The sequence below is a fragment of the Variovorax sp. FW301-JW7 genome (assembly GCF_058788795.1).
In genome coordinates, this window is the sequence record NZ_JBYTBC010000001.1 from 604,305 (window position 1) to 623,515 (window position 19,211).

Genomic DNA, 19,211 nt, shown 5'->3' on the forward strand with positions numbered 1-19,211 from the left:
GAAAGTCATCATGCGCGTCACCACCGAACTGCAGACCGACGCGATCCGCGTCTCGACCTACCGCTGCGACGCGGGCGTCGGCGCGGCGCCGTTCACCGAGATGCACGAGACGCACTCGGTCTCGTACGTGCGCAAGGGCAGCTTCGGCTGCCGCGCGCTCGGCCGCGACTACGAGCTGGTGGCCGGCGCGGTGCTGGTCGGCGCGCCGGGCGACGACTACGTCTGCACCCACGAGCACTTCGCCTGTGGCGACGAGTGCCTGTCGTTCCACTTCTCGCCGGGCTTCGTCGACCTGATCGGCGCCGACCGGCGCAGCTGGCATGCCTCAGCATTGCCGCCGCTGCCCGAACTCATGGTGCTGGGCGAACTCGCGCAGGTCGCGGTCGAAGGCGGCAGCGACGTGGGCCTGGACGAGCTGGGCATGGGCTTCGCCAGCCGTTTCCTCGACGTGGTGAAAGGGCGTGGCAAGCCGGCAGCGCCGCCGTCGGCCACGCCGCGCGACCGTCGCCGCGCGGTCGAAGCCGCGACCTGGATCGAGGCCCACGCCGCAGGCGAGATCGGCCTGGAAGACGCGGCCGCCCAGGCGGGCCTGAGCGCCTTTCATTTCCTGCGCCTGTTCTCCCAGGTGCTGGGCGTCACGCCGCACCAGTACCTCGTGCGCTCCCGGCTGCGCCGCGCGGCGCGGCTGCTGGCGGACGGCGACCTTGCCGTGACCGACGTCGCCCTCGAAGCCGGTTTTGCCGACCTGAGCAACTTCGTGCGCACCTTCCACCGCGCGGCCGGCGTGTCGCCGCGCGGTTTCCGGCTCGCCGCCAAGGGCGACCGCAAGATTTTCCAAGACCGCCTGGCCGCGCTGCTTCACGATGACCGCTTGATCCACCCTTCAAGCAGGAAGTCATCGCCATGTACGACCACATCGGACTGAAAGTCAAAGACCTCGCCGCGAGCCGGCGCTTCTACGAAGCCGCGCTCGCGCCGCTCGGCCACGTGCTGGGCTCCCACGACGACAGCTATGCCGGCATCGGCCCGGCCGGCGAACCGGCGCTGTGGCTCTACGCCGCGAAAGGCGCCAAGGGCCCGGGCACGCACATCGCGTTCCGCGCGCCCGACCACACCGCCGTCGCCGCCTTCCACAAGGCCGGCCTGAAGGCCGGTGGCACCGACAACGGCGGCGCGGGGCCGCGCGCCGACTACAGCCCGACCTACTACGCGGCCTTCCTCATCGACCCCGACGGCAACAACGTCGAGGCCGTCTGTCCCTGACACGAAAGGCACCGACCCCATGGCCACCGTCTACAAGGAATTCATCGTCGAGGCCGATGCCGCGCAGGTGTGGGACGCGCTGCGCGACTTCGGCGCCGTGCACACGCGCCTCGCGCCGGGTTTTCTCACCGGCTGCGAACTCGACGGGCAGGGTGCCCGCATCGTCCACTTTGCCAACGGCCTCGTAGCGCGCGAGCTGCTCGTGGCCCTCGACGACGAGAACCGCCGGCTGGCCTACACCGTGACCGACGGCAAGGCCACGCACCACCACGCATCGGCCCAGGTGTTCGCGCAGGGCGAAGGCCGGTCGCGCTTCGTCTGGATCACCGACGTGCTGCCCGACGGGCTCGCGGCGTACATCGAACCCATGATGGCCCAGGGCGGCGCGGCCATGAAAAAGACGCTGGAGAAAGCCAACGAACGATGAGCACGCCGATGACCCCTGCTGCGAGCGAGATCCTGGCGGTCGTGCAGCGCTACGCGCAGACCTGGGCCGCCAACGACCTCAAGGCCATCGTCGACTGCTACCACGACGAGGTCGTCTTTCACTACTTCGGCCGCAGCCCGCTCGCGGGCACGCACCGGGGCAAGGCGGCCTGCCTCGCGGTGCTCCAGCAGGTGAAGGCGCGCACGAACCGCCGGCTGGTCGCGATCCGCGACGTGCTGGCCGGCGAGCATTTCGGGCTGATCGTCGCCGTCGAGCAGTTCGAGCACCAGGGACGCCCGGTCGAACTGGAGCGCCAGCTGCGCTATGCCGTGAAGGACGGCAGGCTCAGCGAATGCTGGATCTACGACGAAGACCAGCGCTGGGTCGACGAGGTGCTGTCGTCGCCCGCCGCTCAGAAGTCTTCGAGCGGCAGCCCCACGTAGTTTTCCGCCAGCGCGGTGGACGCCGCGCGCGAATGCACAAGGTAGTCGAGTTCGGCTTCCTGGATCTTCTGGCCGAAGGCGCCTGTCTCGGGAAAGCGATGCATCAGCGAGGTGAACCACCACGAGAAGCGCTCGGCCTTCCAGACCCGGCGCAGGCACAGGTCGGAATAACGGTCCAGCGCCGAGGCCGATTTCTCGTTGTAGAAGATCTCCAGCGCGCGCGAGAGGTACCCCACGTCGGCCGTCGCAAGGTTGAGCCCCTTGGCGCCGGTCGGCGGCACGATGTGCGCGGCGTCGCCGGCCAGGAACAGCGAGCCGAAGCGCATCGGCTCGGCCACGAAGCTGCGCAGCGGCGCAATGCTCTTTTCGAGCGACGGGCCCGTCACCAGACGTTCGCGTGCCTCGGGGTCCAAGCGCGCGCGCAGCTCGTTCCAGAAGGCCTCGTCGCTCCAGTTCTCCACTTTCTCTTCGGTCGGCACCTGCACGTAGTAGCGCGAGCGCGTGGCGCTGCGCATGCTGCACAGCGCAAAGCCGCGTTCGGTGTTGGCGTAGATGAGTTCGTGCGACACCGGCGGCACGTCGGCCAGCACGCCGAGCCAGCCGAAGGGGTAGACCTTCTCGTAGGTCTGGATCGCGTCGGCCGGCACGCTGGCGCGGCTCACGCCGTGGTAGCCGTCGCAGCCGGCGATGAAGTCGCACTCGATCTCGTGCGTCTGGCCGTCTTTTTCGTAGCGAACGCGCGGCTTGGCCGAATCGAAGTCGTGCAGGCTGACGTTGGCTGCGCTGTAGATCGTCGTGAGGCCTTCGGCCGTGCGCGCTTCCATCAGGTCGCGCGTCACCTCGGTCTGGCCGTACACCGTGACCTGCTTGCCGCCCGTGAGGCCGTGCATGTCGATGCGGTGGCGCGCGCCCTTGAACAGCAGCTCGATGCCGTCGTGCGGCAGGCCCTCGGCCTTGGCGCGAACGTCGACGCCTGCGCGCGCCAGCAGGTCCATCGTGACCTGTTCGAGCACGCCGGCGCGGATGCGGCCCAGCACGTAGTCGCCGCTCTGGCGCTCCACGATGACGTTGTCGATGCCTGCCTTGTGCAGCAGCTGGCCGAGCAGAAGGCCGGCGGGGCCTGCGCCGATGATGGCGACCTGGGTGCGCATGTTCGTGTCTCCGAAAGGGTTTTGGCAAGCGTAGGGCGCGGCCGGCCGGTTGGGGCGGCGGCCGGCGAGGCTCTGTGCGATCATGCGAACGCGTGCGCGATCATCGCGCAACACTTCTTCAGCCGACCGATCCACGACGAACTCCCGACGACGAATGACCATCGCCCGCGCCGACTTCATCGAGGGCATCGCCAAGGGGATGGCGGTGCTCGAAAGCTTCGACACCGAGCGCCAGCGCCTGAACGCCACGCTGGCGGCCGAGCGCGCCGGCCTCACGCGCGCCGCCGCCCGGCGCCACCTGCTCACGCTGGCCCACCTGGGCTACCTGGAAACCGACGGCAGCTACTTCTGGATGGCGCCGAAGGTGCTGCGCTTCTCGGGCAGCTACCTGGCCTCGTCGCGCCTGCCGCGCGCGCTGCAGCCCACGCTGAACCGGCTCGCGGCGCAGACGGGCGAGTCGTTCTCGGCCGTGGTGCTCGACGGCGAGGAGGTGGTCATCGTCGCGCGCAGCGGCAGCTACGGCACGCCGACGCGCGTGCTGGCCTACGGCCTGCACCTGGGGGCGCGCCTGCCGGCCCATGCCACCTCGACCGGGCGCGTGCTGCTGGCCGCCATGGCCGCCACGCAGCTCACGCAGTGGCTCAAGGGCCGGCACCTGGCGCGGCTCACGCCGCACACCCTCACCCAGGCGCGCGCGCTGCGCCAGCGCATCGCGCAGGTGCGCAAGGACGACTACTGCTTCGCCAGCGAGGAGCACGAACTCGGCGTGCAGGCGCTGGCGGTGCCGCTGCGCGACATGCAGGGCCACACGGTGGCCGCGCTCAACGTGGTGCTGTCGGGCACGCGCTACCAGGAAGAGACCTTGCAGCGCGAGATGCTGCCGCTGCTGTTCGAAGCGGCGCGCGAGGTGCGTTCTCTCCTGTGAATTGAGGCGCGCTGAACTTTCGGCGCCGGCACGGCCTCGAACCCCCGAAACGGACACCACCATGCGACTCCTGCTTCTCGAAGACGACGTGATGATCGGCGAGGCCGTGCTCGACCTGTTGCGGGCCGAGCAGTACGCCGTCGATTGGGTGAAGGACGGCGATGCCGCCGAATCCGCATTGCGCACCCAGCAGTACGACCTCGTGCTGCTCGACCTGGGCGTGCCGCGCCGCGACGGCCTGGAAGTGCTGCGCGCCCTGCGTGCGCGCAAGCAGCGCATGCCGGTGCTGATCGCCACCGCGCGCGACTCGGTGCAGCAGCGCATCGAAGGCCTCGACGCCGGCGCCGACGACTACGTGCTCAAGCCCTACGACCTCGACGAACTGCTGGCCCGCATCCGCGCCTTGCTGCGGCGCGCATCGGGGCGCGCCGAGCCGGTCTACGAGCACATGGGCGTGAGCATCAACCCCGCCACGCGCGAGGTCGCGGTGAACGGCGAGCCGGTGGTGCTCTCGGCACGCGAGTGGGCCGTGCTCGAACCGCTGCTGGCCCGCCCGGGCATGGTGCTCTCGCGTGCCCAGCTCGAAGAAAAGCTCTACGGCTGGAAGGACGAGATCAGCAGCAACGCGGTCGAGGTCTACGTGCACGGCCTGCGCAAGAAGCTGGGCGCGGAGCTGATCAGGAATGTCCGCGGCGTCGGCTACATGGTGCCCAAGGCATGATGCGCCGCGTGATGCGATGGACCGGATCGCTGCGCGCTCGGCTGCTGGTGTTCCTGCTCGCGGCCATCGTGCTCGCGGCCGGCGCGCAGGCGCTGGTGGCCTACCGCACGGTGCTGAAAGAGGCCGACGACATCTTCGACTACCACATGCAGCAGATGGCGCTGTCGCTGCGTGCGGGCCTGCCGCCGAGCGCGGCCGTGGGCGGGCTCGGCGGCGCGGAGCAGAACTTCGATTTCGTGGTGCAGGTGTGGACGGTCGACGGCGTGCGCATCTTCGAGTCGGCGGAAGAGGCTGCGCTGCCGCAGCTCGCGGTGCTGGGCTTTGCCGACGTGCGCGCACGCGGCACGACCTACCGTGTGTTCTCGATGCAGACGCGCGGGCTGGTGATCCAGGTGGCGCAGGACATGGCGGCGCGCCGCCACATGGCGGGCTCGCTCGCGCTGCGCACCATCGTGCCCGTGGCGCTGATGGCGCCGCTTCTGATGCTGGTCGTGTGGTGGGTGGTGAGCCTGTCGCTGGCGCCCGTGGCGCGCGTGCGCCGGCAGGTGGCCTCGCGGCAGGCCGACGACCTCTCGCCCGTGAGCGAGGAGAACCTGCCCGAAGAAGTGCGCCCGCTGGTGCAGGAGCTCAACCTGCTGTTCGGCCGCGTGCGCCATGCCTTCGATGCGCAGAAGCACTTCGTGGCCGATGCCGCGCACGAGCTGCGTTCGCCGCTGGCCGCGCTCAAGCTGCAGGTGCAGGGCCTGCAGCGCGCGCCCGACGACGCGGCGCGCACGCTGGCCGTGAGCCGGCTGTCGGCCGGCATCGACCGCGCCACGCGCCTGGTCGAGCAGATGCTGGCGCTGGCCCGTCACGAGGCCAGCGTGGCCGCGGGCGCGAAGCCTGAAGCGGTCGACCTGGCCGAGGTGGCGCGTCTGGCGATCTCCGATGCGGTGGCCGCCGCGCAGGCGCGCCGCATCGACATCGGTGTGGCGCAGGCCGACGCGGGCGCGACCGTGAGCGGCCAGCCCGAGGCGCTGCGCATGCTGCTGCGCAACCTGATCGACAACGCCGTGAAGTACACGCCCGAAGGCGGGCGGGTCGACGTCGGCCTCGTGAAGCGCGCCGATGCGGTGGAGCTGCGCGTGGAGGACAGCGGCCCCGGCTTGCCCGAGGCCGAGCGCGCGCGCGTGCTCGACCGCTTCTACCGCTCGGGCGAGCCGCAGGCGCCGGGCAGCGGGCTGGGGCTGGCCATCGTGAAATCGATCGCCGATCTGCACGGTGCTACCGTGGCGCTGGATAAGTCCGCGAGCCTCGGCGGGCTGTGCGTGCGAGTGACGTTCGCTGCCCCAGAGAAAGTGGATTCCGTTTAAGCGACGCCTAAGTCAAGGCCGCGACATTCCCTTCATCGTGTTTGCGCTTCGGCGCAGGATTGAAAGGAATCGAAGAATGAAAACCGCCTTGACTTCCCCCCGTGCCCTCGTGATCGCGCTGGCCAGCGCCGGCGTGATCGGTGCCGTCGGCGCCGGGGCCTACACCAGCGCCCGCGCCGTGAACGCCCCGGCCACCACCGCCGCCGTGGCCGCGCCGGCCGCGATGGTCACCTTGCCCGACTTCTCGACCATCACCTCGCGCGACGGCCCGGCCGTGGTCAACATCAGCGTGACCGGCACCGAGAAGGCCCCGGACGACGACACCATGGCGCAGCTGCAGGGCATCGACCCCGACGATCCGATGTTCCAGTTCTTCCGTCACTTCCAGGGCCAGATGGGACCGCGCGGCCAACAACAGCAGCGCGCCGTGCCGGTGCGCTCGCAGGGCTCGGGCTTCATCGTGGACCCGAGCGGAATCATCATGACCAATGCCCACGTCGTGAAGGACGCGAAGGAAGTCACCGTCAAGCTGACCGACCGCCGCGAGTACCGCGCCAAGGTGCTGGGCGCCGATGCCAAGACCGACATCGCGGTGCTCAAGATCGACGCCAAGAACCTGCCCGTGCTCGCGCTGGGCAACACCAAGGACCTGAAGGTCGGCGAATGGGTGCTGGCCATCGGTTCGCCCTTCGGCTTCGAGAACACCGTGACGGCCGGCGTGGTGAGCGCCAAGGGCCGCTCGCTGCCCGACGACAGCTACGTGCCCTTCATCCAGACCGACGTGGCCGTGAACCCCGGCAACTCGGGCGGGCCGCTGCTCAATGCGCGCGGCGAGGTGGTCGGCATCAACTCGCAGATCTACAGCCGCAGCGGCGGCTACCAGGGCGTGTCGTTCGCCATCCCGATCGACGTGGCCGTGCAGGTGAAGGACCAGATCGTCGCCACCGGCAAAGCCACGCATGCGCGCCTGGGCGTGGCGGTGCAGGAGGTGAACCAGGCCTTCGCCGATTCATTCAAGCTCGACAAGCCCGAAGGCGCGCTCGTCTCGAACATCGAGAAGGGTGGCCCCGGCGACCATGCAGGCCTGAAGGCGGGCGACGTGATCCGCAAGGTCGACGGCCAGGCCATCGTGTCGTCGGGCGACCTGCCGGCGGTCATCGGCCAGCAGGCGCCGGGCAAGAAGGTCACGCTCGAGGTGTGGCGCCAGGGCGAGCGCCAGGAGCTGCAGGCCAAGCTCGGCGATGCCAGCGACAAGCCGGCGCAGGTCGCCAAGGCCGACAACACCGCAGGGCAGGGCAAGCTCGGCCTGGCGCTGCGCCCGCTGCAGCCGCAGGAACAGCGCGCGGCCTCGGTCGACGGTGGCCTGCTGATCGAGGACGTGGCCGGCCCGTCGGCGATGGCCGGGGTGCAGGCCGGCGACGTGCTGCTGGCCATCAACGGCACGCCGGCCAAGAGCCTGGAGCAGGTGCGCCAGGCGGTGGCCAAGGCCGACAAGTCGGTGGCGCTGTTGATCCAGCGCGGCGAGGACAAGATCTTCGTGCCGGTGCGACTGGGCTGACCGGCCCGGCCGGGTTCAAGGCAGCGCGCAGGGCCAGTCGAGCGACACGCGCGTGCCGCCGGCCTGCGCGTCGGCCCGCTCGATCTGCAGCCGTGCCCCGATGGCCTGCGCCCGCGAACGCATGTTCGCGAGGCCGTGGCCACCGGGGCGTTCGTTCGCCGGCAACCCGCGGCCGTTGTCGGTGAGCACGATGCGCACCAGCGGCGGCGTCTGCTCGCCGTGCCAGCCCACATGCATCACGATGCGCGTGGCGCCCGCATGCTTCAGCACGTTGGTGAAGGCCTCCAGCAGGATGCGCTGCAGCTGCAGCGCGGCCTGCGCTGCAAAGGGCGCGAGCGTGGGGATGAGCGCCACGTCCCACACCAGCTCGATGCCGGCGGCGTCCAGCCGGGGCTGCAGGCGGTAGCGCAGCGTGGCGAGCACGGTCGTCAGGTCGTCGTGCATGGGCTGCAGCGAATCGACGGCCATGCGCATCTCGTCGAGTGCCAGCTTCACGTGCTCCTCGACCACGTCGCGGTCGGGCGCGGGCTGGTTCACCACGTTGAGCAGGCCCACGAGCTGTGAGCCGACGCCATCGTGGATCTCTCGCATGATCCGCTGGCGCTCCAGCAGCACGGCCTGTTCTTCCTGCTGCTTGCGCACGGTTTCGAAGGCGCCGCGCAGCTGCTCTTCGCGCTCGGCCACGCGCGCGGCGAGGTTGGCGTTGAGCGAGCGGTAGTCGGCCACGGTGCGGCTGTAGCGCTCCACCACCAGGCCGGCCAGGATCATCACGAAGAAGAAGATCGCGTGCGAGGTGAGCGTGTAGTAGGCGCCGCCGAACAGGCCCATGCGCACCAGCAGCAGGTCGTGCGCGCCCGCCAGGATGGCCAGCGTGCCCGCCGCCATCAGCACGCCCGCGATGCGCCGCCGCGCCACCAGCGCGCCGTGCACCACGTAGGGCAGGCAGATGGTGCTCGTGACCTGCAGGATCGCCAGCCCCGTGGTCCACAGCGCCGGCAGCGCGAAGGCGAAGGAGGCGCAGGCCAGCACCACCGACAGCGCCAGCGCGCCGTAGATGGAGCGCACCAGCCAGGGCGGGTTGCGGTCGAGCACCAGCAGCACGAAGCGCGCGATCAGCCCGATGTGGCAGGCATAGCAGACCGCCACCACCGCGCCCCACAGCGGCCAGGGCACGGGCCCTTCGGTCAGCACGCGGTCGAGGTTGCGCGCCACGCCCGAGAGCGCGGCCAGCGCAAAGCAGCCGTAGAGCGCATCGCGCTGGCGCAGCCACAGCCCGGCGGCCAGGCCGCCCATCAGCAGCAGGCTCACGGCGTAGACGATGGCCGAGGTGTTGCGCCAGTTCTGCTGCGAGCGGTGCAGCGGGGCCAGGGAGGCTTCGGGGCCGTAGAGCACGCTGGCCAGCCCGCCGCCGCGCTGGCGCTGGATGGTGGCCTGGATGAGCAGCTCCTGCGGCTGGCCGTCGCCGCGCCGCAGGGCGGCGGCCAGCGGGATCAGCAGGTTGCCCTTGCCGGCGTCGTAGGCCGGGTCGCCGAGTACGCCGTAGTTGGCGACCAGCGCGCCGTTGAACCACACGGCGGCCTGGTTGCCCAGGCCCGACATCAGCAGCGCCTGGGCGTCGCCCGCGCGGGCGGCGTCCGGGGGCAGTGCGATGCGGTAGCTGGCCTTGCCGCCACGCCCCGGAAACTCGTGGTCCCAGCGAAAGGGCAGTGCCACCTGGCGCACCTGCAGCGGCAGGCCGTCGGGTTCGAGGCTGGCTTCGGCCCAGTCCACGTCGGTGGTGCCCGGCGGGTTGGCGGCTTGGGCGAAGGGCACTGCGAGAGCCAGCCACAGCAGCAGTAGCAGCAGCACGGCCCGCAGGGGGGAAAGGAAAAAGGCGGTGCGGTTCACGCGGCTAGGAAAGCCGGCCTGGAGGACGGGTCGCCAACACGGCTTCCGAAGGTGGGGGCGCATCCAGCTTGCCGTAGATGTTTCTGATATGGGTTTGAACCGTCGATGCGGAGACTCCCATCTGTGCGCCGATTTCGGCATAGGTGAAACCACGAGAGACCCGGTCGAGCACTTCGGCCTCGCGCGACGAGAGGTGCCCGGGTGCGCCGTCGGAGGCCTGCCAGCGGCGCAGCAACTGCCGCGCGATGCCCGGCGGCAGCGGGGAGCCACCGGTGCCCAGGTGGCGCAGGTGCGCCGCCAGGTCGGCCTCAGTGCCGTCCTTGAGCAGGTAGCCGCGCGCGCCGGCCTCGAAGGCCTGCACCATGTGGGTCTCGTCGCCGAAGATCGTCAGCACCATCACTGCGCAGGCCGGCTGCATGCGGCGGCACTGGCGGATCACCTGCAGGCCGGGGTGGTCGGGCAGGCCGAGGTCGACCAGCAGCACATCGACCGGGTTGTCCGTAAGCCAGTTCAGGATGTCGACCGCGTTCGAGGCGCTGAAGGCCAGCGCCAGCGCCGGGTCTGCGCCGATCACGCGGGCGATGCGCTCGCGCATGCCGCTGTCGTCCTCGACCACGGCGACCTGGGTGGCGGTCAGGGGCATGGCGGGCTTCCGCAGGCGAGACCGGGGCCGAGGCGCATGGGCAGATCCGTTTCCGTTCGGAGGTTGCAGGTGCCGCAAGCCTATCGACCGGTATCGGGCGAGCCCATCCTATAGACGGGGGATGGGGGTACCCTGCCGGCGCGCGATGGTGTCCAGCCGTACGGCGACCTGCGCCACGTGCTGCACCAGTTCGGGAGGCGACTCGATCTCGATGGCGTGGCCCAGGCAGCCCAGCCACACGGCCAGCGCATCGAGCGAACTGGCGCCGGTCACGACGCGCGTGCGGCCCGCATCGAGGGTTTCGGGCACGCCGCCCACCCAGCCCAGGTGCGGTTCCAGCGCCGCGAGCGGGGCATGCACGATCACGCGCGCGTGGTGCAGGTAGGGCGAAACCTTGAGCGCGTGTTCCATGTAGGCCTCGACGTCGCCCAGCGGCAGGCGGCGCGCGGTGAAGCGCGTGCCCGTCGGTTCGGCGTCGACGATGCGGTCGAGGCGGAAGGTGCGCCAGTCCTGGCGCGCCGTGTCCCAGGCCAGCAGGTACCAGCGCTGGCCGGTCTGCACCACGCGGTGCGGCTCCACGGTGCGCAGCGTGACCGTGTCGTGGTGGTCCTGGTAGCCGAAGCGCAGGGCGCGCCGCTCGGTGCAGGCCTCGGCGAACATCGATACCGCCTTCACGCGCACGCCCGACTTGCTGCGCATCACCGGCACCACCGAGGCGCGCACGCTGCCCAGGCGGCGCTGCAGGCGCGGCGGCATCAGCTGGTCGAGCTTGGCAAGGGCGCGCATCGAGGCGTTGCCGATGTCGCCTTCGCCCGTGCCGGCATGGCCGAGCGCCAGCGCCACCGCAATGGCTTCTTCGTCTTCCAGCAGCAGCGGCGGCAGGGCGCTGCCCGCGCCCAGCCGGTAGCCGCCGGCCACGCCCGAGGTGGAGTCGACCGTGTAGCCAAGGCTGCGCAGCCGGTCGACGTCGCGGCGCAGCGTGCGCTCGGTGATCTCCAGGCGCTCGGCCAGGGCGCCGCCGGTCCAGGCGCGCTGGGCCTGGAACAGCGCGAGCAGGCGAAGCAGGCGGGCGGAAGCGGACAGCATGGGCCGCATCATGCCTGCGATCGAGGACAGAATCTGTCCGCAATGGGTCGTAGCCTTGGGGTTCCTCCACTCGTTTCCACGGACACCGACCATGAAGAAGACCTATCACGGCAGCTGCCACTGCGGCAAGGTGCGCTTCCAGGCGCTCATAGACCTCGCCGCGGGCACCGGCAAGTGCAACTGCTCGATCTGCATGAAGTCGCGCGGCTGGGGCGCCATCGTCAAGCCGGCCGACTTCACGCTGCTGTCGGGCGAAGAAGACCTGTCGAGCTACCAGTTCGGCTCGTTCAGCGCCGAGCACCTGTTCTGCCGCCATTGCGGCGTCAAGTCCTTCGGGCGCGGCAACGTGCCGGAGATCGGCGGGGCGTACGTCAGCGTGAACGTCGCCTGCCTGGACGACGCGACGCTCGAAGAGCTGTCCACCGCGCCGGTGCGCTACATGGACGGTCGCCACAACAACTGGTTCGAGGTGCCGGCGGAGGTGCGCTATCTCTGAGATGACCGATGGCCCCACGCTTTCGGCTGAGAATGCCCGTTGCTTCACCTGCTGCGAACGAAACCAATGAACGACGAACTCGAAGCCCGCATCCGCTCGGGCCAGGCGCTGTCCGAATCGATGGGCAACTTCCACGTGACCGGCTGGGACGCCGAGCGCAAGACGCTGAAGGCTGCCTTCACCGTGCGGCGCGAGTACTGCCACACGAACGGCACGATCGCCCAGGGCGGCTTCATCACCGCCTGGCTCGACGCCGCCATGGCCCATGCGGTCATGCACGACACCGAGCAGGCGCAGACGGTCTTCAGCCTGGAGATCAAGGTGAGCTTCTACGAGAAGGTCGGCCCCGGCGAAGGCCGGGTCGAGGGGCGTGTGATCCGCCGCGGCAAGCGCGTGGCGTTCCTCGAAGCGGCGCTCTACAACCCCGATGGGAAGCTGGCCGCCGAGGCCACGTCGACCGGAATACTGGCGAGCCTCTAAAGCTACGCCTGCCCGACCTGGGCCTGTATCTCCCGGATCACCGCCTCTTTTTCCTGGTTGTAGACCTGCGGGTTGGCCGGGTCGATGGCGTGGGCGCGGTCCTTGGCTTCTTCGTACTTCCTGCGCAGGTCGGGGCGCCGGTCGAGCACTTCCATGAACGCCAGCGAGTCGGCATGCACCGGGTCGCCGCGATGGCAGATGTGCAGGTTGAGGTTGAACCTGCGCCCGTCGTGCAGCACGGACGCGCAGACGTAGGGCTTCTCGTCCGTGTCGACCCACACGGGGCGGCGGTGAAACCCGAGGGCTTCGAATTCCGCCTGGGCCCTGCGCAGGTTCTCGCGCCGCGTGACTGCCGCGATGTCGACCATCGGCTTGCCCCGCAAACCGACGATGGCCGTGCTCCCGATGTGCACGAGTTCCACGCCTTCGAGCTGCGCCTGCACGTAACCCTGCACCTGCGCGAACACCTCGGCGTACGCCGGGTCGTAAGGCAGGATGTGGCGCTGGTCCAGGCTCTCGTCGAAGGCGAGGAGTTTCATCGCACGATGCGCGCCAGCCAGGCCAGCAGCACGGCCACGACTTCGTCGCGGTTGGTCTCGTTGAGCGTCTCGTGACGTGCACCGCCGAACACATGGCACGACACGTCGCGCAGGCCGGCCTCGCGGTAGCGCTGCACCAGCGGATAGAACCACTCGGCCTTGTTGCTGACCGGGTCCTGGTCGCCGGTGAACAGGTACAGCGGCAGCTCGGGCCGGATGCGCGTCTGCATCGCGGCGGGCGTGAGTTCGTTCAGGTTCGCGAACATGGAGCCCATGCCTTCGGCCGACACGGTGAAGCCGCACAGCGGGTCGGCGATGTAGGCATCGACCTGGGCCGGATCGCGGCTGAGCCAGTCGAAGGGCGTGCGCACGTCGGGCAGCGCGGCGTTCATGTCTTCGAGTCGGAAGCCGCTTTGCAGCGCACCGCCCAACAGGTCGAGCGCCGTGGTGCCCGACAGCACCGCACCCGACAGCAGTTCGCTGTGCCGCACCAGGTAGTACTGCGTGGCGAACGAGCCCATGCTGTGGCCGACGAGGACCAGCGGCAGCCCGGGGTGCTCGGCGCGTGCGTGGCGGCTGAGCAGCGCCATGTCGTCCACGAGACCGGCGAATCCGCGCGGGCCGAACTCGCCGAGTTCGTCGCGCGCGGCGGCGCCCGGGCCGTGGCCGCGGTGCTCGTTCGCGTAGACGACGTAGCCCGCCTGCGTGAGCGCGTCGGCCAGTGGCCGGTAGCGCAGCGAATGCTCGCCCATGCCATGCGCCAGTTGCACGATGGCGCGCGGCGCGGTGCCCTGCCAGCGGTGGGCCTCCACCGGATGGCCGTCGTTGGCGGTCAGTTCGAAGTGGGTCTCGGTGCTCGGCATGCGGGGTCCTCCAGGGAAGTGGATCTGCATCCTAATCGTTGGCGGCCCGCAGCATGGCCTTGCGCAGCCACACCTGCGCCGGGTCCTTGTCGGTCACCGCGCGCCAGGCCATCCGCAACTGGTAGCTCGGGCTGTCGAAGGGCAGGGGCTCGCAGCGCAGGCCGCTTTGCGCCGACAGCGCCAGCGCCACGTGTTCGGGCACCGTGGCCAGCAGGTCGGTGCCGGCGAGCACGGCGGGCAGGCTGCCGAACTGCGGCACCGAGAAGAGCACGTCGCGCTGGCGTCCGAGTTCGCCCAGCGTGTCGTCGACGGTGCCGCACAGGTCGCCGGCATAGGTCACGAGCAGGTGGCGCCGGCGGCAGTAGTCGTCGAGCGTCAGCCTGCCGGGCGCGGTGTCGGCGCGGAGCACGGCAAAGCGCGCGGTGCGGACCTTGCGCACCTTCGCATCGGCGGGCAGGTCTTTCAGGAAGGACATCACCGCGCTGACACGGCCCTGGTCGAGGGTGCGCATGGCGTTGCGGTAGCAGACGGTGAGCGTCACCAGCTTGGCGCCGGGCACTTCGGTGCTCAGGGCGCGCAGCAGGCGGGGCAGCATCGCGATCTGCAGGTCGTCGGTCAGGCCGATGCGGAACACCGGCGCGGCGCGCGCCGGTTCGAAGTCGGCCTGCGCGCGGAACGTGGCCTCGATCTGCGCGAGCGCGGGGCCCAGGCCCTGCATCAGGGCGAGCGCCCGTGCGGTGGGTTCCATCACGCGGCCCTGGCGCACCAGCAGCGGATCGCCCGTGAGCTCGCGCAGTCGCGCCAGCGCATGGCTCACCGCGGGCTGGCCGAGGTTCAGCCGCTCGGCAGCGCGGCTGACGTGGCGCTCGCGCATGAGCGCGGCCAGCACGGTGAGCAGGTTCAGGTCGATGCGGTTGAGTTCGATGGGTTTCATCGGGGTCGGGGCGTTATCGATGGTGCGCATAGCGACTATCCCGCGAATCGATTTCCTTGATGACGCCGCGGCCTCTAGATTGAAGCCATCGGTCATTCAAGAAAAGAAGGAGAGTTGTCATGAGCAGGATGGTTCGTTTCCACGCATTCGGCGGTGCCGAGGTGCTGAAGCTCGAAGAGGTCGCAGTGCCCGCGCCGGGCATTGGCGAAGTGCGCATCGCGGTGCAGGCCATCGGCCTGAACCGGGCCGACGCGCTGTGGCGCGAGAAGCTGTACATCGAAGACGCGACGTTGCCGGCAGGGCTGGGCAACGAAGCCGCTGGCGTCATCGACGCGGTGGGCGAGGGCGTCGAAGGGCTGGGCGTGGGCGACAGGGTCGCGGTGTTGCCGGGAGCGAGCCAGGGGCTGTATCCGACCTACGGCGACCGCATTCTCTTTCCGGCCGCGCACGTGGTGCGGTATCCCGCCAACCTGTCGGCCGCGCAGGCTGCGGGCGCCTACATGGCCTACCTCACGGGCTACTTCCCGATGTTCGAGATCGCACGGCTGCAGCGCGGCCAGGTGATGCTGGTCACCGGGGCGTCATCGGGCACCGGCATCGCGGCGCTGCAGATGGCGCGCGTGGCGGGCATCGTCGCCATCGCGGTCACGCGCACGGCCGCCAAGCGCGACGCGCTGCGGGAAGCGGGCGCGACGCATGTGGTCGTGACGGACGATGAAGACGTGGTTGAGCGTGTGTTGACCCTCACCGAGGGCCGCGGTGTCGACTTGGTGTACGACGGCGTGGGTGGCGCGCAGGTCGAGCGGCTCGGCGACGTGGTCGCGCAAGGCGGCTGGTATGTGCTGTATGGCTTGTCGGGTGGCGCCGAATTCAGGTTTCCAGTGATTGCGCAGTTCCGCAAGAGCTGGCGCTTCCACGTCTACAAGGTGCTGGAGCACACGGGGGCCGCCACCATGGGGTTGCCGCGCGACGAAGGCGCATTGGGTCGCGCGCTGGCTTTCATCGATGCGGGCCTTGCCGATGGCTCGCTGCATGTGCGCATCGACCGGAGCTTCGCGCTCGACGACGTGGTGCAGGCCCATCGCTACCTCGAGCGCGCCGGGCACATCGGCAAGGTCGTGCTCGAGGTCTGAGCGGCGCTCAGGCGGCGGAGGTCAGCCGGTACCAGGCCACCCCGTCGTCGGCGATGTCGCACGCGATCTCGCCGCGGTGCCGCAGGTAGTTGAGGCAGGCCAGGCTTTCACCGGTCGCCATGCCGAGCAGTTGCACGTCGGACTCGGCGATGCTGCGCGCGAACAAACTCGTGAACACATCGACGGCGCGCTTCGGCGTCTTCAATGCATTGCGCAAGCGGTCGAGCGAGCGCTCCTGCCCGTGCTGCAGCCGGTCGATGCGCGCATGCAGGCCGCGGAAGCACTCGTTGTGCGACGGCAGCACCAGCACGTCGTCGGGCACTTCGCGCTTGAGCTTGGCGAGCGACGCCAGCCAGTCGGCCATCGGGTCGGCGTCGGGTTCGACGGGCGATACCGACACGTTGGACGAGATGCGCGGCAGGATCTGGTCGCCCGAGATCAGCACCTTCAGGTCGGGGCAGTACAGGCACGCATGCTCGGGCGAGTGGCCGTTGCCGGTGACGACGCGCCAGTCGTGCGCGCCGATGCGCAGCACCTCGCCGTCGCGCAGGCGCCGGAAGCTGTCGGGCAGCGGATGGATGTGCTTGCCGAAATTGCCGAAGCGCGTGCGGTAGGTCTCGATGGCCGCCTCACCCCAGCCGGCGCGGCGGTAGAAGGCGATGGCATCGTCGGGTGCCTCGCGGCCGGTGTCGGACACCATCACGCGGCACATCAGGTATTCGGAGCGGGTCATCCACAGCCGCACGCCGAACTTGCGCGTGAGCCAGCCGGCCATGCCGACGTGGTCGGGGTGCATGTGCGTCACGAAGACGCGGGTGAGGCCGCGCGTGTCCGGCGAATTGGCGAACAGCTCGCGCCAGACCGCCACCGTTTCCTCGGTGCGCACGCCGGTGTCGACCACGGCCCACCCGTCGCCGTCGTCCAGCGCCCACAGGTTGATGTGGTCGAGCGAGTAGGGCAGCGGCATGCGGATCCAGTGGACCCCGTCGGCGACCTCGATCGACTTGCCGCGTGGCGGAAGTTCCGCAAAGGGATAAACAAGCTTGCCCTTGGCTGCTTCCGCCGACTCTTCCAAACCATCCATCGTGTTTCACCTCCAGAGGGATGAATTGTGAACCCGACCGGCATTCGGCCCGGGTCACATCGAAGACGATGGACGGCTGCGCTTACTTGCGGCGCGGGCGGGCGGCGCCCGGCGCCGAGGTTTGCGACGGGGCAGCGCCGCCGTCTACGCCCAGCCGGCCGCCGCCGCCCAGGCCCTGGCCGCGCACCGTCTGCGCCTTGTAGTTGCGCAGCGAACGGACCATCTGGTTGAAGGCGTCCATGAAGGCCGCGGCGATCACCTTGCCCTGCGCGGTGTTGGTGTAGCCGCCGATGCCGCCGGCACCGCCGCGGCCACCAAGTCCGCCGAAGCCTGCGAAGTCGGTCTTGGAGGCACTGCCTTCGGCAGCAGCCACCTGCACGCCCGAGCGGTTGTCGATGAGCGTCAGCAGCGCGCTGGCTTCCTTGGTCTGCAGGCTGGCGCCTACGGCCGCGATGGCGCGGCCACGGCCGCCGCCCACGAGGCCACCGAGCGCGCCGCCGATGCCGCCGGCGTCGTTGTTGCTGAACACGATCTCGGGCGACAGGCCGTAGTCGGAGGCCACCATCTGGCCACGGCCGAAGTTGCTGCCGCCGCGCATCTCGCCCGATTGCATCAGCGCGCGCTCGCGCGTCATGGCGTTCATGCCGGCCGCGCCGCGCTCCACCACCACGAAGCAGTTCGACTGCTGCACCAGCAGGCGCAGCAGGTTGGCCGTGGGCGGCAGGCGGTATTCACCGGTGAGGATCGTGTACCAGCCGGCATTGACGTTCTCGATCAGCGAGACCGTGCCGAGCGGCGATTCGCAGCGCTCGAGCTGGCTGCTCTCGCCCGAGGTGGCGCCGCCGGCGGCGCTGCCCGTGGCCGTGGTCTTGGCCGCCGGGGCGCCCATCTGCATGTCCATGGTCTGGCAACCGGAAAGCGCCAGCAGGCCCACGAGTGCGCTGGCGAGAGAGAGTTTGGAAAAAGGCATGTCCCTGTCCGTCAAATGAAAACGATGTGGCGCCCGCGCAGGGGCGGGCGCCGCGCCCGCGCGACGATACGGGCCGCCCGACGCGGCGGCCAGTGTCGAAAGTCACACAGTCAGGAACATTTGTGACGCTTGTTGGGGCATGGTTACAGTCCGAACTCCATTCGCAGGAGTTTTCAGATGGCCACAAAGAAGAGGAATGTCGTGGGAGAAGCCGCCGTCGAGCTGACGACGCAGCAGGTCGCGCAGGCCCTGGCCATTGCCGGGGCGTCGGGCTACAGCGGCAATGCCGACCCGTCGTTCGTCGGCGCGGTGCTGGTGGCGCTGGCGGTCAACACGAGCGCCGTCAGCGCGACCATCGACAGTGCGAAGGACCGGGGCCGCGGCGTTGTCGGCGTCATGCAGCACTGACTGCGTGAACGGCCGGCGCGGCCGGCCTGAACCGGCGCACTTTCAGGTCGTGTAGTCGCCGCTGGCTTCCGGCTGGAACAGCACGGCGATCACGCGCGCGCTGTGTTCCCCGCCGTCGGGCGTCTTCCAGCGCGCGACCGCGCCTGTCTTCTGGCCGAGCAGGCCGATGCCGACGGGCGACAGCACCGAAATGAACCCCGTGGTCGGTTCCGCGTCGGCGGGATAGCAGATCACGATCTTTTGTCGCTGCCCGCCGGGCAGGTCTTCGATTTCCACCTGCGTGTACATCGTGACGATGTCCGAGGGCATTTCCCGCGAGGGAAGGATGTCGGCCGTGTCGAGCAGATCGACCAGGGCCGCGGGAAGAGGGGCGGCCGCGAATTTGCTGAGGCGGACGTAATCGAGTTCGGTGAGCGTGCGCTCCCCGTGAACGGTTGAAAGCATGAAGCACTCCAGATGAACGCAACCCGCCTTTCCAACAGACAGGGTCGCTACCGCGCGGTGGGGTGCCCGGCGGTCAAGGTGTGCGCATCAAGAAGAAGGTAGCGGACCGCCGGGCTCAGGAATGTGCGGACGTGCGTCGGAGGACCGACGTGGCCGCCGCGACGACGGCGCCCACACGACGACCGGCCGCTGCCATGGGCAGGGCTGCGCGCGCAGGGTGTCGACGGGGCGAGAGGAGAGCCATGGGGCGCGAGTGTAGGGGATTCTGGCCAGATTGACCAATTATGGCCCTACGGATGCAACGAGGAATTGCCGTGGAATCTTTGGATTCAATCGGTTGAAAGTCTGAATCGGAATCAGAGGCCAGTGATTTGAAATTGCGTGAATGAATGATGGACGAGGAT

The 19,211-nt window shown here is 69.5% G+C and carries 22 protein-coding genes; 12 read left to right on the top strand and 10 right to left on the bottom strand.

Annotation, left to right across the window (positions count from 1 at the left end; genetic code table 11):
- Positions 1-10: 10 nt before the first annotated feature.
- From AC3WQM_RS02620 to AC3WQM_RS02635, 4 genes are read left to right on the top strand one after another with little or no spacing between them, the layout of a single operon-like run.
- Positions 11-925 (top strand): helix-turn-helix domain-containing protein, encoded by a 915-nt coding sequence (locus AC3WQM_RS02620; protein ID WP_492676836.1) that lies wholly within the window; start codon positions 11-13, stop codon positions 923-925.
- A complete protein-coding gene (locus tag AC3WQM_RS02625) occupies positions 904-1,263 on the top strand; it encodes a VOC family protein (RefSeq protein WP_492676837.1) in 360 nt (119 codons plus the stop codon). Before AC3WQM_RS02620 ends, AC3WQM_RS02625 begins: the two co-directional genes overlap by 22 nt.
- 19 nt (positions 1,264-1,282) lie before the next feature.
- Positions 1,283-1,690: an SRPBCC family protein gene (locus AC3WQM_RS02630; protein ID WP_492676838.1), complete on the top strand. Its 408-nt coding sequence runs from the start codon at positions 1,283-1,285 to the stop codon at positions 1,688-1,690.
- Positions 1,691-1,698: 8 nt separating this feature from the next.
- Entirely contained in the window at positions 1,699-2,133 is a 435-nt protein-coding gene (locus tag AC3WQM_RS02635) for a nuclear transport factor 2 family protein (protein WP_492676839.1), read from the top strand.
- Here AC3WQM_RS02635 and pobA read toward each other — a convergent pair.
- Positions 2,103-3,284, bottom strand: coding sequence for a 4-hydroxybenzoate 3-monooxygenase (gene pobA, locus AC3WQM_RS02640; RefSeq protein ID WP_307692987.1), 1,182 nt, complete (start codon positions 3,282-3,284; stop codon positions 2,103-2,105). The genes AC3WQM_RS02635 and pobA overlap by 31 nt on opposite strands.
- Before the next feature lie 154 nt (positions 3,285-3,438).
- Here pobA and AC3WQM_RS02645 point away from each other — a divergent pair, with 154 nt between their 5' ends.
- The 4 genes from AC3WQM_RS02645 to AC3WQM_RS02660 all read left to right on the top strand — a co-directional run bounded on the left by AC3WQM_RS02645 (position 3,439) and on the right by AC3WQM_RS02660 (position 7,840).
- Positions 3,439-4,209 (top strand): IclR family transcriptional regulator domain-containing protein, encoded by a 771-nt coding sequence (locus AC3WQM_RS02645; RefSeq protein WP_139704142.1) that lies wholly within the window; start codon positions 3,439-3,441, stop codon positions 4,207-4,209.
- 61 nt (positions 4,210-4,270) lie between these two features.
- The gene (locus tag AC3WQM_RS02650; RefSeq protein ID WP_062478105.1) at positions 4,271-4,930 is read left to right on the top strand and encodes a response regulator; all 660 of its coding nucleotides are present in this window, start codon (positions 4,271-4,273) and stop codon (positions 4,928-4,930) included.
- 11 nt (positions 4,931-4,941) lie between these two features.
- On the top strand, positions 4,942-6,282 hold the full coding sequence (locus AC3WQM_RS02655; RefSeq protein WP_492676840.1) for an ATP-binding protein: 1,341 nt from the start codon (positions 4,942-4,944) through the stop codon (positions 6,280-6,282).
- Positions 6,283-6,358: 76 nt separating this feature from the next.
- Complete coding sequence (locus tag AC3WQM_RS02660; protein WP_489061459.1) at positions 6,359-7,840, top strand: DegQ family serine endoprotease; 1,482 nt, start codon at positions 6,359-6,361, stop codon at positions 7,838-7,840.
- Between the two features lie 15 nt (positions 7,841-7,855).
- Here AC3WQM_RS02660 and AC3WQM_RS02665 read toward each other — a convergent pair whose 3' ends face one another.
- The 3 genes from AC3WQM_RS02665 to AC3WQM_RS02675 form a co-directional block, all read right to left on the bottom strand.
- Positions 7,856-9,688: a sensor histidine kinase gene (locus AC3WQM_RS02665; RefSeq protein WP_492676841.1), complete on the bottom strand. Its 1,833-nt coding sequence runs from the start codon at positions 9,686-9,688 to the stop codon at positions 7,856-7,858.
- Between the two features lie 43 nt (positions 9,689-9,731).
- Positions 9,732-10,370 (bottom strand): response regulator, encoded by a 639-nt coding sequence (locus tag AC3WQM_RS02670; protein ID WP_082818203.1) that lies wholly within the window; start codon positions 10,368-10,370, stop codon positions 9,732-9,734.
- A gap of 108 nt (positions 10,371-10,478) precedes the next feature.
- Complete coding sequence (locus AC3WQM_RS02675; protein WP_492676842.1) at positions 10,479-11,456, bottom strand: helix-turn-helix transcriptional regulator; 978 nt, start codon at positions 11,454-11,456, stop codon at positions 10,479-10,481.
- Between the two features lie 91 nt (positions 11,457-11,547).
- On the opposite strand from AC3WQM_RS02675, the gene AC3WQM_RS02680 reads away from it, so the two are divergent.
- Together AC3WQM_RS02680 and AC3WQM_RS02685 are read left to right on the top strand one after the other, a co-directional pair.
- Positions 11,548-11,952 carry a GFA family protein gene (locus AC3WQM_RS02680; RefSeq protein ID WP_307588603.1) on the top strand — a complete coding sequence of 135 codons (405 nt, stop codon included), beginning with the start codon at positions 11,548-11,550 and terminating at the stop codon, positions 11,950-11,952.
- Between the two features lie 66 nt (positions 11,953-12,018).
- Positions 12,019-12,432 (top strand): PaaI family thioesterase, encoded by a 414-nt coding sequence (locus AC3WQM_RS02685; protein ID WP_492676843.1) that lies wholly within the window; start codon positions 12,019-12,021, stop codon positions 12,430-12,432.
- A gap of 2 nt (positions 12,433-12,434) precedes the next feature.
- On the opposite strand, the gene AC3WQM_RS02690 is transcribed toward AC3WQM_RS02685, so the two are convergent.
- The 3 genes from AC3WQM_RS02690 to AC3WQM_RS02700 are packed head-to-tail and all read right to left on the bottom strand — an operon-like array spanning position 12,435 to position 14,768.
- Positions 12,435-12,971 (bottom strand): GrpB family protein, encoded by a 537-nt coding sequence (locus AC3WQM_RS02690; protein WP_492676844.1) that lies wholly within the window; start codon positions 12,969-12,971, stop codon positions 12,435-12,437.
- Complete coding sequence (locus AC3WQM_RS02695; RefSeq protein WP_492676845.1) at positions 12,968-13,834, bottom strand: alpha/beta fold hydrolase; 867 nt, start codon at positions 13,832-13,834, stop codon at positions 12,968-12,970. Before AC3WQM_RS02695 ends, AC3WQM_RS02690 begins: the two co-directional genes overlap by 4 nt.
- A 31-nt stretch (positions 13,835-13,865) precedes the next feature.
- On the bottom strand, positions 13,866-14,768 hold the full coding sequence (locus AC3WQM_RS02700; RefSeq protein ID WP_492676846.1) for a LysR family transcriptional regulator: 903 nt from the start codon (positions 14,766-14,768) through the stop codon (positions 13,866-13,868).
- 119 nt (positions 14,769-14,887) lie between these two features.
- Between AC3WQM_RS02700 and AC3WQM_RS02705 the strand changes: the two genes are divergently transcribed.
- Entirely contained in the window at positions 14,888-15,901 is a 1,014-nt protein-coding gene (locus AC3WQM_RS02705; protein ID WP_492676847.1) for a zinc-dependent alcohol dehydrogenase family protein, read from the top strand.
- 7 nt (positions 15,902-15,908) lie between these two features.
- Here AC3WQM_RS02705 and AC3WQM_RS02710 read toward each other — a convergent pair whose 3' ends face one another.
- Positions 15,909-16,985, bottom strand: a complete 1,077-nt coding sequence (locus tag AC3WQM_RS02710; RefSeq protein WP_492676848.1) for an MBL fold metallo-hydrolase — start codon at positions 16,983-16,985, stop codon at positions 15,909-15,911.
- Positions 16,986-17,067: 82 nt separating this feature from the next.
- A complete protein-coding gene (locus tag AC3WQM_RS02715) occupies positions 17,068-17,955 on the bottom strand; it encodes a CsgG/HfaB family protein (RefSeq protein ID WP_489061443.1) in 888 nt (295 codons plus the stop codon).
- Between the two features lie 177 nt (positions 17,956-18,132).
- Between AC3WQM_RS02715 and AC3WQM_RS02720 the strand changes: the two genes are divergently transcribed.
- Positions 18,133-18,363 carry a hypothetical protein gene (locus AC3WQM_RS02720; protein ID WP_489061441.1) on the top strand — a complete coding sequence of 77 codons (231 nt, stop codon included), beginning with the start codon at positions 18,133-18,135 and terminating at the stop codon, positions 18,361-18,363.
- Positions 18,364-18,405: 42 nt separating this feature from the next.
- On the opposite strand, the gene AC3WQM_RS02725 is transcribed toward AC3WQM_RS02720, so the two are convergent.
- Positions 18,406-18,807, bottom strand: a complete 402-nt coding sequence (locus AC3WQM_RS02725; RefSeq protein ID WP_489061440.1) for a GreA/GreB family elongation factor — start codon at positions 18,805-18,807, stop codon at positions 18,406-18,408.
- Between the last annotated feature and the right edge of the window lie 404 nt (positions 18,808-19,211).

Excerpts from the sequence above, each read along its gene's own strand:
- AC3WQM_RS02715 (WP_489061443.1), bottom strand. The coding sequence starts at position 17,955 with ATGCCTTTTTCCAAACTCTCTCTCGCCAGCGCACTCGTGGGCCTGCTG.
- AC3WQM_RS02625 (WP_492676837.1), top strand. The coding sequence starts at position 904 with ATGTACGACCACATCGGACTGAAAGTCAAAGACCTCGCCGCGAGCCGG.
- AC3WQM_RS02655 (WP_492676840.1), top strand. The coding sequence starts at position 4,942 with ATGCGATGGACCGGATCGCTGCGCGCTCGGCTGCTGGTGTTCCTGCTC.
- AC3WQM_RS02700 (WP_492676846.1), bottom strand. The coding sequence starts at position 14,768 with ATGAAACCCATCGAACTCAACCGCATCGACCTGAACCTGCTCACCGTG.
- AC3WQM_RS02630 (WP_492676838.1), top strand. The coding sequence starts at position 1,283 with ATGGCCACCGTCTACAAGGAATTCATCGTCGAGGCCGATGCCGCGCAG.
- AC3WQM_RS02660 (WP_489061459.1), top strand. The coding sequence starts at position 6,359 with ATGAAAACCGCCTTGACTTCCCCCCGTGCCCTCGTGATCGCGCTGGCC.
- AC3WQM_RS02670 (WP_082818203.1), bottom strand. The coding sequence starts at position 10,370 with ATGCCCCTGACCGCCACCCAGGTCGCCGTGGTCGAGGACGACAGCGGC.
- AC3WQM_RS02725 (WP_489061440.1), bottom strand. The coding sequence starts at position 18,807 with ATGCTTTCAACCGTTCACGGGGAGCGCACGCTCACCGAACTCGATTAC.
- AC3WQM_RS02690 (WP_492676844.1), bottom strand. The coding sequence starts at position 12,971 with ATGAAACTCCTCGCCTTCGACGAGAGCCTGGACCAGCGCCACATCCTG.
- AC3WQM_RS02685 (WP_492676843.1), top strand. The coding sequence starts at position 12,019 with ATGAACGACGAACTCGAAGCCCGCATCCGCTCGGGCCAGGCGCTGTCC.
- AC3WQM_RS02710 (WP_492676848.1), bottom strand. The coding sequence starts at position 16,985 with ATGGATGGTTTGGAAGAGTCGGCGGAAGCAGCCAAGGGCAAGCTTGTT.
- AC3WQM_RS02645 (WP_139704142.1), top strand. The coding sequence starts at position 3,439 with ATGACCATCGCCCGCGCCGACTTCATCGAGGGCATCGCCAAGGGGATG.
- AC3WQM_RS02620 (WP_492676836.1), top strand. The coding sequence starts at position 11 with ATGCGCGTCACCACCGAACTGCAGACCGACGCGATCCGCGTCTCGACC.
- AC3WQM_RS02705 (WP_492676847.1), top strand. The coding sequence starts at position 14,888 with ATGAGCAGGATGGTTCGTTTCCACGCATTCGGCGGTGCCGAGGTGCTG.
- AC3WQM_RS02650 (WP_062478105.1), top strand. The coding sequence starts at position 4,271 with ATGCGACTCCTGCTTCTCGAAGACGACGTGATGATCGGCGAGGCCGTG.
- AC3WQM_RS02675 (WP_492676842.1), bottom strand. The coding sequence starts at position 11,456 with ATGCTGTCCGCTTCCGCCCGCCTGCTTCGCCTGCTCGCGCTGTTCCAG.
- pobA (WP_307692987.1), bottom strand. The coding sequence starts at position 3,284 with ATGCGCACCCAGGTCGCCATCATCGGCGCAGGCCCCGCCGGCCTTCTG.
- AC3WQM_RS02680 (WP_307588603.1), top strand. The coding sequence starts at position 11,548 with ATGAAGAAGACCTATCACGGCAGCTGCCACTGCGGCAAGGTGCGCTTC.
- AC3WQM_RS02635 (WP_492676839.1), top strand. The coding sequence starts at position 1,699 with ATGACCCCTGCTGCGAGCGAGATCCTGGCGGTCGTGCAGCGCTACGCG.
- AC3WQM_RS02720 (WP_489061441.1), top strand. The coding sequence starts at position 18,133 with ATGGCCACAAAGAAGAGGAATGTCGTGGGAGAAGCCGCCGTCGAGCTG.
- AC3WQM_RS02695 (WP_492676845.1), bottom strand. The coding sequence starts at position 13,834 with ATGCCGAGCACCGAGACCCACTTCGAACTGACCGCCAACGACGGCCAT.